At 42.0% G+C, this 12,219-nt stretch carries 10 protein-coding genes and 1 tRNA gene; 9 read left to right on the forward strand and 2 right to left on the reverse strand.

Annotated elements, in window-relative coordinates; genetic code table 11:
• Positions 1 to 226 precede the first annotated feature (226 nt).
• Positions 227 to 1,534, forward strand: coding sequence for a glutamine-hydrolyzing GMP synthase (gene guaA / locus BSAG_RS16190; RefSeq protein ID WP_004314576.1), 1,308 nt, complete (start codon positions 227 to 229; stop codon positions 1,532 to 1,534).
• 209 nt (positions 1,535 to 1,743) lie between these two features.
• Here the strand turns inward: guaA and BSAG_RS16185 are convergent.
• Positions 1,744 to 1,817 (reverse strand) — tRNA-Met (locus tag BSAG_RS16185).
• 224 nt (positions 1,818 to 2,041) lie between these two features.
• Between BSAG_RS16185 and BSAG_RS16180 the strand changes: the two genes are divergently transcribed.
• The 4 genes from BSAG_RS16180 (at position 2,042) to BSAG_RS16165 (ending at position 6,902) form a co-directional block, all read left to right on the forward strand.
• Complete coding sequence (locus BSAG_RS16180; protein WP_004314575.1) at positions 2,042 to 2,428, forward strand: START-like domain-containing protein; 387 nt, start codon at positions 2,042 to 2,044, stop codon at positions 2,426 to 2,428.
• 76 nt (positions 2,429 to 2,504) lie between these two features.
• The gene (locus BSAG_RS16175; protein WP_008771508.1) at positions 2,505 to 4,403 is read left to right on the forward strand and encodes an LptF/LptG family permease; all 1,899 of its coding nucleotides are present in this window, start codon (positions 2,505 to 2,507) and stop codon (positions 4,401 to 4,403) included.
• Positions 4,404 to 4,408: 5 nt separating this feature from the next.
• Positions 4,409 to 5,626, forward strand: coding sequence for a bifunctional 3,4-dihydroxy-2-butanone-4-phosphate synthase/GTP cyclohydrolase II (locus tag BSAG_RS16170; protein WP_004309056.1), 1,218 nt, complete (start codon positions 4,409 to 4,411; stop codon positions 5,624 to 5,626).
• Between the two features lie 82 nt (positions 5,627 to 5,708).
• On the forward strand, positions 5,709 to 6,902 hold the full coding sequence (locus BSAG_RS16165) for a pyridoxal phosphate-dependent aminotransferase (RefSeq protein WP_004306402.1): 1,194 nt from the start codon (positions 5,709 to 5,711) through the stop codon (positions 6,900 to 6,902).
• Positions 6,903 to 7,157: 255 nt separating this feature from the next.
• Here the strand turns inward: BSAG_RS16165 and BSAG_RS16160 are convergent, their stop codons facing one another.
• Entirely contained in the window at positions 7,158 to 7,328 is a 171-nt protein-coding gene (locus BSAG_RS16160; protein WP_002559159.1) for a DUF362 domain-containing protein, read from the reverse strand.
• 180 nt (positions 7,329 to 7,508) lie between these two features.
• On the opposite strand from BSAG_RS16160, the gene metA reads away from it, so the two are divergent.
• Genes metA through BSAG_RS16145 form a run of 4 tightly spaced genes read left to right on the forward strand, consistent with a single transcriptional unit; the run spans position 7,509 to position 11,997 of the window.
• Positions 7,509 to 8,426, forward strand: coding sequence for a homoserine O-succinyltransferase (metA, locus tag BSAG_RS16155; protein ID WP_004314573.1), 918 nt, complete (start codon positions 7,509 to 7,511; stop codon positions 8,424 to 8,426).
• Positions 8,423 to 10,252, forward strand: coding sequence for a peptidase U32 family protein (locus BSAG_RS16150; RefSeq protein ID WP_004314572.1), 1,830 nt, complete (start codon positions 8,423 to 8,425; stop codon positions 10,250 to 10,252). Before metA ends, BSAG_RS16150 begins: the two co-directional genes overlap by 4 nt.
• Positions 10,249 to 11,442 carry a hypothetical protein gene (locus BSAG_RS0222810; RefSeq protein WP_008771510.1) on the forward strand — a complete coding sequence of 398 codons (1,194 nt, stop codon included), beginning with the start codon at positions 10,249 to 10,251 and terminating at the stop codon, positions 11,440 to 11,442. The genes BSAG_RS16150 and BSAG_RS0222810 overlap by 4 nt, the downstream gene beginning before the upstream one ends.
• Before the next feature lie 36 nt (positions 11,443 to 11,478).
• The gene (locus BSAG_RS16145) at positions 11,479 to 11,997 is read left to right on the forward strand and encodes a GNAT family N-acetyltransferase (protein WP_004314570.1); all 519 of its coding nucleotides are present in this window, start codon (positions 11,479 to 11,481) and stop codon (positions 11,995 to 11,997) included.
• Positions 11,998 to 12,219 lie beyond the last annotated feature (222 nt).

Genomic DNA, 12,219 nt, shown 5'->3' on the forward strand with positions numbered 1-12,219 from the left:
TCAAACTCTATAGTGTTTGTGAATGCTTCTTTTTTTATTTTTGCTTGTCTGTATAACTTCATTTTTTTCTTTGGAATAATATAACAGCAAAAAAACGCGACTCTGTTCTGAAACTTTAGAGAATCAATGTATTATAGTCTCTCTAAAAATCTTTATATTTGCAGACCGTTTGGAAACGATAGTGAATAATAAACAATACAATAACTTAAAAAACAACCAAAATCAGATGAAGCAGGATATGATTGTTATCCTTGACTTGGGTAGTCATGAGAATACGGTGTTGGCTCGCGCCATCCGTGCATTAGGAGTTTATAGTGAGATTTATCCTCACGATATCACAGTGGAAGAACTGAAAGCATTGCCCAATGTAAAGGGTATTATAATTAATGGTGGACCGAATAATGTAATTGATGGCGTTGCTATTGATGTAAATCCGGCTATCTATACTTTGGGGATTCCCGTCATGGCTGCAGGTCACGATAAAGCAACTTGTGAAGTGAAGTTGGCAGAATTTGCGGATGATATTGAGGCTATAAAGGCGGCAGTGAAATCATTTGTTTTCGATGTTTGTAAAGCTGAAGCTAACTGGAACATGAAGAACTTTGTCAATGATCAGATAGAGTTGATTAAGCGTCAGGTGGGCGATAAGAAAGTATTGTTGGCTCTGTCGGGTGGAGTTGATAGCTCTGTGGTAGCAGCTTTACTTCTGAAGGCAATTGGTAACAATCTGGTTTGCGTACATGTTAATCATGGTTTGATGCGTAAGGGAGAGTCTGAAGATGTGGTTGAGGTATTCAGCAACCAGTTGAAAGCAAATCTTATTTATGTAGATGTAACCGATCGTTTCTTGAATAAACTGGCAGGTGTGGAAGATCCGGAACAGAAACGTAAAATTATTGGTGGTGAGTTTATTCGTGTGTTCGAAGAAGAAGCACGTAAGCTGAATGGTATTGACTTCTTGGGGCAAGGGACTATTTATCCGGATATTGTGGAAAGTGGAACGAAAACTGCTAAAATGGTGAAGTCTCACCATAATGTAGGTGGGCTGCCTGAAGACCTTAAGTTCGAGCTTGTGGAGCCGTTGCGCCAATTATTTAAAGATGAAGTTCGTGCTTGTGGCTTGGAGTTGGGATTGCCTTATGAGATGGTTTACCGTCAACCTTTCCCTGGTCCAGGTTTGGGCGTACGTTGTTTAGGTGCTATAACGCGTGACCGTTTGGAGGCTGTACGTGAGTCCGATGCTATTTTGCGTGAAGAGTTTCAGATTGCCGGATTGGATAAAAAGGTATGGCAATACTTTACAGTAGTACCCGATTTTAAATCTGTTGGTGTACGTGATAATGCCCGTTCTTTTGATTGGCCGGTGATTATTCGCGCTGTCAACACGGTAGATGCTATGACGGCTACTATCGAACCGATAGAATGGCCTATCCTGATGAAGATAACAGACCGTATACTGAAAGAAGTGAAGAATGTAAATCGCGTTTGTTATGATATGTCTCCGAAACCTAATGCGACTATAGAATGGGAATAGAGAGACTTTTTAAGTGATATTTCGATAGCCTCAATTTTTTGTAAGTTGAGGCTATTTTTTTAATATGTTGAACCTTGCCACATTGAATTTGACGGATGTTTAATCTGATTGATATATGATTTGCGTTGGTGTAAACCGGCACCAATTGATGTATAAAAGAAAAAGGCACCCAGAAGTGGAAGCCTCCCAAATGCCTTATTCTTATCAAGTAGCGGGACCCGGGATTGAACCGGGGACCTCATGATTATGAATCATGCGCTCTAACCAGCTGAGCTATCCCGCCATCGTTTCTCGATTGCGGGTGCAAAGATAGATGATTTTTTATAATCTCCAAAACAATTCATAACTTTTTTGTGTTTTTTCTTTAAGAAAGGGTTTGATTTTCCCTATAAACAGGAAGTTTGAAGCTCGATAATGAAAGAATAATTAAATAAAGTGTCTGATTTATGCGGCGTATTTAGAAAAAAGTATTTATCTTGGCACACGTAAAAACAATTCGAAATTGCTATGAAAAAGGAAAAGATTCATTTGGAGTATTTGTTGAATGCAACGTCTAAAAATATTCTTTGGGGAGCTATTAGTACACCGACCGGGTTGGAGGACTGGTTTGCCGACAAAGTTATTTCTGACGATAAAATAGTAGAGTTCCATTGGGGGAAGACAGAGCTGAGGAAAGCAGAGATTATTGCCATTCGCTCTTTCTCTTTTATCCGCTTCCGTTGGCAGGATGATGAAAACGAACGCGATTATTTTGAAATCAAGATGACTTATAATGAGCTGACTAGTGACTATGTGTTGGAAATTACCGATTTCGCAGAGCCGGATGAAGTAGCCGATATGAAAGAATTGTGGGAGTCGCAAGTAGCTAAATTAAGAAGAACTTGTGGTTTTTAGTTAACTTTCAACTAAAAATTTTCGATGCTCCTTTTTTTGTGCTAATTTTGCATCCTAATTGCACGAACCTATTAAGATGCTACGCATAAAGAAATTAGATATATTCATCGTAAAGAGTTTTTTGATGCTCTTTATTGGTACATTCTTCATCTGTCTGTTCATATTCATGATGCAGTTCCTGTGGAGATATGTAGACGAATTGGTCGGAAAGGGATTGGAGATGAGCGTAATGGCTCAATTCTTCTTTTATTCCGCGTTAACATTAGTGCCGGTATCGTTGCCATTGGCAGTGCTACTGGCTTCTTTGATTACTTTCGGTAACTTTGGCGAGCGTTATGAATTGCTTGCGATGAAAGCCGCAGGTATTTCTCTCCTTAAAATCATGCGTCCGCTTGCTTTCTTCGTTTGCGGGCTTGTCGGTGTCTCATTCTATTTCCAAAATGTAGTAGGTCCTATTGCCCAGGCTAAATTGGGAACCCTGATTCTTTCGATGAAACAAAAATCTCCGGAGTTGGACATTCCGGAAGGAGTTTTCTATTCTGAAATCAAGGACTATAATTTAAAGGTAGCTAAGAAGAACCGGAAGACCGGTATGCTATATGATGTGCTGATTTATAGTATGAAAGATGGCTTTGAGAAAGCACGTATTATATATGCTGATTCCGGGCGTTTGGAGATGACTGCGGATAAACAGCATCTTTGGCTGCATTTGTATAGCGGAGATTTATTTGAGAATCTGAAAGCTCAAAGTATGAAATCGGAGAATGTACCTTACCGACGTGAGGAATTCAGGGAAAAACATACCATTATTGAGTTTAATTCCGATTTCAATATGGTTGACGGTGAGATTATGGGTAAGCAGTCCAGTGCTAAGGACATGGCGCAGTTGCAGAGTTCCATTGACTCGATGACGGTTGTGGGAGATAGTATCGGACGACAGTATTACAGGGAAGTGGCAGAAGGAAATTTCCGTCCTTCTTATGGATTGACAAAAGAAGATACGGTCAAAATAGAAAAGGCGGATATTCATGAATATAATGTAGACAGCCTTTACGAAGTAGCCTCTTTAACGCAGAAACAGAAGGTGATTTCTTCCGCTGTCAGTCGTGCGGAGAACGTGGCTAACGATCTTGGGTTCAAGAAATTCACGATGGAGAACAATGATTATAGTATTCGAAAACATAAGACGGAATGGCATAAGAAGATAACGATTTCACTTTCTTGTCTGCTGTTCTTCTTTATCGGAGCTCCGTTGGGCGGTATTATCCGTAAAGGAGGTCTGGGAATGCCGGTCATCGTATCAGTGTTGGTGTTTATCATTTATTATATCATTGATAATACAGGATATAAAATGGCCCGCGACGGTAAGTGGATTGTTTGGATGGGGATGTGGACAAGTAGCGCAGTCCTTGCCCCGTTAGGAATCTTCCTTACTTATAAATCGAATAAAGACTCTGTGGTGCTTAATGCAGATGCCTATATCAACTGGTTTAAAAAGATTGTGGGAATTCGTAGTGTGCGCCATATATTTAAGAAAGAAGTGATTATTCATGATCCTGATTACGTACGTCTGACGGGTGATTTGGAACAACTTTCGGCAGAGTGTAAAGCGTATGCCGCCAGGAAACGATTGGAAAAAGCGCCGAATTACTTTAAGTTGTGGATGGCGAGTGAGGATGATAACGAGGTGATGGCAATCAATGAAAAGCTGGAAGCGTTGGTTGAAGAAATGTCCAATACGAAATCTGCCACTTTGATCGGTGCATTAAACAATTATCCGGTTATTTCCGTTTCTGCTCATGTGCGCCCGTTCCATATATATTGGTTGAATCTGGTAGCCGGAGTCATTTTCCCTATCGGTTTATTTTTCTATTTCCGCATCTGGGCGTTCCGCGTTCATCTGGCTAAGGATATGGAACGGATTATAAAGAACAATGAACAAATTCAATTCATCATACAGAAAATCAATAAATAAGTGTTATGAAAGAGACTATTAAAATGGATAGAATAGAAGATGCGATTGCCGACTTCAAAGAAGGCAAGTTTGTCATAGTAGTGGATGATGAAGACCGCGAAAACGAAGGCGACTTGATTATTGCAGCTGAAAAGATAACTCCCGAAAAAGTAAATTTCATGTTGAAACATGCACGTGGCGTACTTTGTGCACCTGTCACAGTGTCTCGTTGCAAGGAGTTGGATTTACCGCATCAGGTAAGTGATAATACTTCCGTGTTGGGAACTCCTTTTACGGTTACTATTGACAAATTGGAGGGCTGTACAACAGGTGTTTCCGCTTCCGACCGTGCCGCTACTATTCAGGCGTTGGCCGATCCGACTTCTACACCGGCTACTTTCGGGCGTCCCGGACACATCAATCCGTTGTATGCGCAAGAAAAAGGAGTACTTCGCCGTGCCGGACATACAGAAGCTACGATTGATATGGCTCGTCTGGCAGGACTTTACCCCGCAGGTGCCTTGATGGAAATCATGAGTGAAGACGGAACAATGGCACGTTTGCCCGAACTCCGTCAGATGGCAGACGAACACGGACTGAAACTGATTTCTATCCATGACCTGATCGTTTATCGCCTGAAACAGGAATCCATTGTAGAAAAAGGAGTAGAAGTAAATATGCCTACCGAACACGGAAAGTTCCGTCTGATTCCTTTCCGCCAGAAATCAAACGGATTGGAGCACATGGCTATATTTAAAGGAACATGGAGTGAAGACGAACCGATCTTGGTACGTGTCCATTCCTCTTGCGCTACTGGGGATATCCTTGGCTCACAACGTTGTGACTGTGGAGAGCAGCTGCATAAAGCGATGGAAATGATCGAAAAAGAAGGAAAAGGCGTGGTGGTTTACCTCAATCAGGAAGGACGTGGCATCGGTCTGATGGAAAAGATGAAAGCATATAAGTTGCAGGAAGACGGTATGGATACCGTTGACGCGAATATTTGTTTGGGACACCTTGCCGATGAGCGTGATTACGGAGTAGGCGCACAAATCCTTCGTGAACTGGGAGTACACAAAATGAGACTTTTGACAAATAATCCGGTGAAACGTGTTGGTTTGGAAGCATACGGATTGGAGATAGTAGAAAATGTACCTGTTGAAACAGTTCCTAATCCGTATAATGAACGATACTTGAGAACAAAGAAAGAAAGAATGGGGCATACTTTACATTTTAATAAGTAAATTGCCAATTTGTTTTCATATATCAAATATTATCGCTTATTTTGCAACGATTTTCACTCAACAACAATAAAATAGATACAAAATGAATCAATTATCAGATCGTTTGAACAGCTTGTCGCCATCGGCGACGCTTGCCATGTCGCAAAAGAGCAACGAGCTCAAGGCACAGGGTGTTGATGTTATTAACTTAAGTGTAGGAGAACCGGATTTTAATACTCCTGACCACATCAAAGAAGCTGCGAAAAAAGCCATAGATGATAACTTTTCTCGTTACTCTCCGGTACCGGGTTATCCGGCTTTGCGCAATGCTATTGTTGAGAAACTGAAAAAAGAAAACGGTCTGGAATATACAGCCGCTCAAATTTCGTGTGCCAATGGTGCCAAACAATCTGTTTGTAATACCATCCTTGTATTGGTAAATCCGGGTGACGAAGTCATCGTGCCGGCTCCTTACTGGGTAAGCTACCCGGAAATGGTGAAAATGGCAGAAGGTACTCCCGTAATTGTTTCGGCAGGTATCGAACAAGATTTCAAGATTACTCCGGAACAGCTGGAAGCAGCTATTACTCCGAAGACCAAAGCATTGATTCTTTGTTCTCCGTCTAATCCGACAGGTTCTGTATATACAAAAGAAGAATTGGCCGGATTGTCAGCAGTATTGGCTAAACATCCGCAGGTGATAGTAATCGCTGACGAGATTTATGAACATATCAATTATATTGGTGCACATCAGAGTATCGCTCAATTCCCAGAAATGAAGGAACGTACAGTGATTGTAAACGGTGTATCCAAGGCTTACGCTATGACAGGATGGAGAATCGGTTTCATTGCCGGTCCGGAATGGATTGTAAAAGCTTGCAACAAGTTGCAAGGTCAGTACACTTCAGGTCCTTGTTCTGTTTCTCAAAAAGCTGCTGAAGTGGCATATACAGGAACACAAGAACCGGTAAAAGAAATGCAGAAAGCATTCCAACGCCGTCGTGACCTGATTGTGAAGTTGGCTAAGGAAGTTCCGGGATTTGAGGTAAACGTTCCGCAAGGTGCTTTCTATCTGTTCCCGAAATGCGATGCTTTCTTTGGAAAGAGCAACGGCGAACGTAAGATTGCAGATTCGGATGATTTGGCAATGTACTTGCTTGAAGAAGCTCACGTGGCTTGTGTAGGTGGTGCCTCTTTCGGTGCTCCTGAATGTATCCGTATGAGTTATGCTACAAGCGATGAAAATATCGTAGAGGCTATCCGTCGTATCAAAGAAGCATTGGCTAAGTTGAAATAAGAGTTCACCACAGATTACACAGATTGACACAGATTGAAAAGAGATTGTCTGTCTGAAAAATATTAGATTAATAAAATCATCCTTACTACAGTATGCAGTAAGGGTGATTTTTTGTTTAAGGAACTTCTTTGTATTTTTCTATCCGTGTGATTGTGAATTAATCTGTGTTAATCTGTGTAATCTGTGGTGAAGAAAGAGGAATAAAAAAAGGCTGCCTTCCATAGAAAGCAGCCTATACTCTTTTTGTAACTTGTATTATTCAGCCGGGTGAATTGCTTCAGACGGACAAACGTCTGCACAAGTACCACAGTCAGTACATACATCTGGGTTGATAGAATAGATATCACCTTCAGAGATAGCTTCTACCGGACACTCGTCAATGCAAGTTCCGCAAGCAATACAATCGTCACTAATTACGTATGCCATTTTTCTAAGATTTAAATTATTAGTACTAATTTCTCCGGCAAAAATAAGGCTTTTATTGATTGGTTGTTATGCTTCTATGTTTAAATTGACTTAATTTGTACGTCTTCTAAATAAGCTACCTCCCTATAATCTGCTATATTTTTCGTATTTTTGCACTCAAATTACTAATATATAGCGATTATGCCTTTAAATTTACCCGATAAACTACCTGCGATAGAGCTTTTGAAGGAAGAGAATATTTTTGTGATCGACACTTCCCGCGCTACGCAACAGGATATTCGTCCGCTACGGATTGTGATTCTGAATCTGATGCCGTTGAAAATTACAACGGAAACAGACTTGGTGCGCTTACTCTCCAATACACCTCTTCAGGTGGAGATTTCATTTATGAAGATCAAGAGCCACACGTCAAAGAATACGCCGATAGAACACATGAAAACGTTCTATACGGATTTCGACCAGATGCGTCACGAGAAGTATGATGGTATGATTATCACCGGAGCTCCTGTAGAACAGATGGACTTCGAGGAGGTGACCTATTGGGATGAGATTACGGAAATCTTTGATTGGGCACGTACGCATGTCACTTCTACCTTATATATATGCTGGGCTGCGCAGGCCGGATTGTATCATCATTATGGAGTTCCTAAATATCCGTTGAAAGAGAAGATGTTCGGTATCTTTGAACATCGGGTATTGGAACCTTTCCACTCCATCTTCCGTGGTTTTGATGATTGTTTCTATGTGCCGCATAGCCGTCATACAGAAGTACGCAGGGAAGACATTCTGAAAGTTCCGGAATTGACGTTGCTTTCCGAATCGGAAGATGCCGGTGTCTATATGGCAATGGCACGGGGCGGTCGTGAATTCTTTGTCACGGGACACTCCGAATATTCTCCGCTGACACTGGACACGGAATACCGTCGCGATCTCGATAAAGGCTTGCCGATAGAGATGCCCCGCAATTATTATATAGACAATGATCCTGAAAAAGGCCCGTTGGTACGTTGGCGTGCTCATGCTAATTTGTTGTTCTCCAATTGGCTGAACTACTTCGTTTATCAGGAAACACCTTACAACATCAACGATATTCAATGATAAAGCAGCGTAAAATAGAACTTCTCGCTCCGGCGAAAAACCTGGAATGTGGCATTGAAGCTATCAATCATGGGGCAGATGCTGTATATATCGGTGCTCCGAAGTTCGGTGCCCGTGCGGCGGCTGTGAACTCATTGGAAGATATTGAAGCATTGGTGCAGCATGCCCATTTGTATCATGCACGTATTTATGTCACGGTCAATACGATTCTGAAAGAAGAAGAATTGAAAGAGACGGAGGAGATGATTCATGCACTTTATCGGATTGGCGTAGACGCACTGATTGTGCAGGATATGGGGATCACGAAGTTGAATCTTCCTCCGATACCGCTTCATGCCAGTACACAAATGGATAACCGTACACCGGAAAAAGTAAAATTCCTTTGGGAGGCGGGTTTCCGGCAAGTAGTCCTGGCGCGGGAACTATCGTTGCGTGAAATAAAGAAGATACACGAAAATTGTCCGGAAGTGCCTTTAGAGGTATTCGTACATGGGGCACTTTGTGTCAGCTATAGCGGGCAGTGCTACGTCAGCCAAGCCTGTTTCGGTCGCAGTGCCAATCGGGGGGAATGTGCGCAATTCTGCCGGTTACCTTTTAGTCTGGTAGACGCGGACGGGAAAGTGATTGTCAAAGACAAACATCTGCTTTCCTTGAAAGATATGAATCAAAGTGACGAACTGGAGCAATTGCTGGATGCCGGAGCTTCCTCGTTCAAGATAGAAGGGCGACTGAAAGACGTTTCTTACGTGAAGAATGTAACGGCCGCTTATCGTCAGAAGCTGGATGCCATCTTTGCCCGTCGTCCGGAATATGTAAGGGCTTCTTCGGGTACGTGCAATTTCGAGTTTAAGCCGCAACTGGATAAGAGTTTCAGCCGTGGATTCACACATTATTTCCTGCATGGACGTGACAAAGAGATTTTCTCTTTCGACACTCCCAAGTCGTTGGGCGAGGAGATGGGGACTGTGAAGGAGATTCGCGGCAATTATCTGACGGTTGCGGGACTTAAATCCTTTAACAATGGAGACGGTGTTTGTTATATCGACGAACAGGGACGTTTACAGGGATTCCGCATCAACCGGGTGGACAGCAACAAACTATATCCACAGGAAATGCCTCGCATCAAGCCTCGTACCACATTATATCGTAATTTCGACCAAGAATTTGAACGAGTGCTTTCCCGTAAGTCTGCCGAAAGGAAAATCGCAGTGCGAATGTTGCTTGCCGACCATCATTCCGGTTTCTCTTTGACATTGACTGACGAAGATGATAATAGCGTCACAATCACCCTTCCACGTGAGAAAGAGCCGGCTCGGACTCCACAAACGGACAACCTGAAAACGCAACTGTCCAAATTGGGGAATACGCCTTTCGAAGCAAAAGAAATAGAAATCTCTTTTACCGACAACTGGTTTCTGCCGGCTTCGGTATTAGCCGATTTCCGCCGACAGGCAATCGACCGGTTAATAACTGCCCGTCGAATCAATTACCGTCAAGAATTGTCGGTATGGAAGTCAACCAATCATGCTTTTCCACAAACGACACTAACCTATTTGGGGAATGTCATGAATACTCGTGCAGCCTCTTTCTATCAGGAGCATGGGGTTCAACAGGTAGCAGCGGCTTACGAAAAAGAAGCGGTGGAAGATGCGGTACTGATGTTCTGCAAACATTGTTTGCGTTACAGTATGGGATGGTGTCCCATCCATCAACGGGTACGTTCACCTTATAAAGAACCCTATTACCTGGTGTCAAATGACGGCAAACGTTTTCGTCTGGAATTTGATTGTAAGAATTGTCAAATGAAAGTAAAAGCGGCTCAATGAGAATCATTATTCACAATTTTCACCACAGTTTTCACCACAGAGGACGCAGAGGACACAGAGGATATAGTGGAGGTAACATCTTCACTCATTCTTCTGATACAGACTGTTTGAGTGTTTTTTGGAAAAAGTGTAGAAAGTTTTTCTCTTTACCTTCTTTACCTTCTTTCCCCTTTTTACCCTCTTTATCCTTTTTATCCTCTGTGTCCTCTGCGTCCTCTGTGGTGAAAACAGTGATGAAAACAGTGATGAACCTACTACTATGTTTACTTTTGCTCTCATCTTGTTATTATAAAGCACCGGCTTTGGATTCGGAAGAACTGTCGAAGAAGACGAAAGACTCGTTGACTTACTTGTACGAACGGCATTATACATGGAATACAAACTTGGAAGTAGTCGATGATTCCATCTCTTTGGAATGTCTTCCGATAAAAGATACTTTTATTCAGTTGAATAAAGGGGATAGGGTAGTGGTGGCAGAGTTTGCGGTTCACCCTGCCGATAGTGTAGACAGTGTTTGGGTGAAGCTGGCTCATACGCAGGATGAACAGGGCTGGATACGTGAAAAAGAACTCAAGAAGTCATTTGTGCCGACTGATAGTATTTCGCAGGCCATTCATCTTTTCAGTGATACGCATGCTTCTTATTTCATTATCATCTTCGCTTTATTCGTCGGTGTATATCTGTTTCGCGCTTTTCGTCGAAAGCAGTTGCAGATGGTCTATTTTAATGATATAGATAGTGTTTATCCGTTATTTCTTTGTTTGTTGATGGCTTTCAGTGCAACGATTTACGAATCGATGCAGGTCTTTGTGCCTGAAACGTGGGAGCATTTTTATTTCAATCCTACTTTGTCGCCGTTCAAAGTTCCTTTTATTCTCTCTGTCTTCTTGTTGAGTATTTGGCTGTTTTTGATAGTCGCTTTGGCGGTGCTGGATGATTTGTTCCGACAGTTAACTCCCGCTGCAGCTATCTTTTATCTGCTGGGGTTGATGTCTTGCTGTATTTTCTGCTATTTCTTCTTTATCCTGATGACACATATTTATATCGGTTATCTGTTCCTTGCCTTTTTTATGCTGGTTTTTGCGAAGAAAGTCCATCGGAACATTGGGTATAAGTATCGTTGTGGGCGTTGTGGGGAAAAGTTGAAGCAAAAAGGTGTATGCCCCCATTGTGGAGCTATCAATGAGTAATTTTATTATCTGTTTTATTCTTGAATAACTTTTCAAATGATGGAAATCAGATCTACCGAAATAAAAGATCTCCCTTTAGTGATGGAGATTTATGACTATGCCCGTGCCTTTATGCGTGCAACCGGAAATACTACTCAATGGATTGACGGTTATCCTTCTGAAGTATTGATTCGTCAGGAAATTGAAGATGGACATAGCTTTGTCTGCATAGATGAACAGGGAGAAATTTTGGGGACTTTTTGTTTTATCTTGGGAGACGACCCTACTTATCAACAGATTTATGAAGGAACATGGCTCAATAATGAACCTTATGGAGTGATTCATCGGCTGGCAACGAACGGAAAACAGAAGGGGGTATCGGAAACCTGCTTGAACTGGTGTTTCGAACGTTGGCCCAATCTCCGGGTAGATACTCATCGGGACAATAAAGTCATGCAGCATATATTGACGAAGTATGGCTTTCAACGTTGTGGTATCATTTATGTAAAGAACGGTACAGAGCGTATCGCTTATCAAATGACGCGTGTGTCTGATGGAACAGAGAAACTTGCTTAATCGTGGTGGAGTGTAGTTGAAGTGTATTAGATGTAGACAAGATAATCTTAGATATAAGCAAACCAATAGGAAACTGTAGGTAAAGTAATGCCAGGACACCGGTATAGTTCCGTTAAGATGCCGGTATAGTTGTGTGAAGGTACGTAAGCATTCGGCCTCGCCCGTATTTCTCTCCAAGCTATAATAAAGTCAAAAGCCAGACGAAGCATGTCTGGCTTTTGA

The organism is Bacteroides sp. D1, from assembly GCF_000157095.2.
Taxonomy (GTDB): Bacteria; Bacteroidota; Bacteroidia; order Bacteroidales; family Bacteroidaceae; genus Bacteroides; species Bacteroides xylanisolvens.

Bases quoted from the DNA above. Each gene is read 5' to 3' on its own strand.
- guaA (WP_004314576.1), top strand. From the start codon at position 227: ATGAAGCAGGATATGATTGTTATCCTTGACTTGGGTAGTCATGAGAAT.
- BSAG_RS16180 (WP_004314575.1), top strand. From the start codon at position 2,042: ATGAAAAAGGAAAAGATTCATTTGGAGTATTTGTTGAATGCAACGTCT.
- BSAG_RS16175 (WP_008771508.1), top strand. From the start codon at position 2,505: ATGCTACGCATAAAGAAATTAGATATATTCATCGTAAAGAGTTTTTTG.
- BSAG_RS16170 (WP_004309056.1), top strand. From the start codon at position 4,409: ATGAAAGAGACTATTAAAATGGATAGAATAGAAGATGCGATTGCCGAC.
- BSAG_RS16165 (WP_004306402.1), top strand. From the start codon at position 5,709: ATGAATCAATTATCAGATCGTTTGAACAGCTTGTCGCCATCGGCGACG.
- BSAG_RS16160 (WP_002559159.1), bottom strand. From the start codon at position 7,328: ATGGCATACGTAATTAGTGACGATTGTATTGCTTGCGGAACTTGCATT.
- metA (WP_004314573.1), top strand. From the start codon at position 7,509: ATGCCTTTAAATTTACCCGATAAACTACCTGCGATAGAGCTTTTGAAG.
- BSAG_RS16150 (WP_004314572.1), top strand. From the start codon at position 8,423: ATGATAAAGCAGCGTAAAATAGAACTTCTCGCTCCGGCGAAAAACCTG.
- BSAG_RS0222810 (WP_008771510.1), top strand. From the start codon at position 10,249: ATGAGAATCATTATTCACAATTTTCACCACAGTTTTCACCACAGAGGA.
- BSAG_RS16145 (WP_004314570.1), top strand. From the start codon at position 11,479: ATGATGGAAATCAGATCTACCGAAATAAAAGATCTCCCTTTAGTGATG.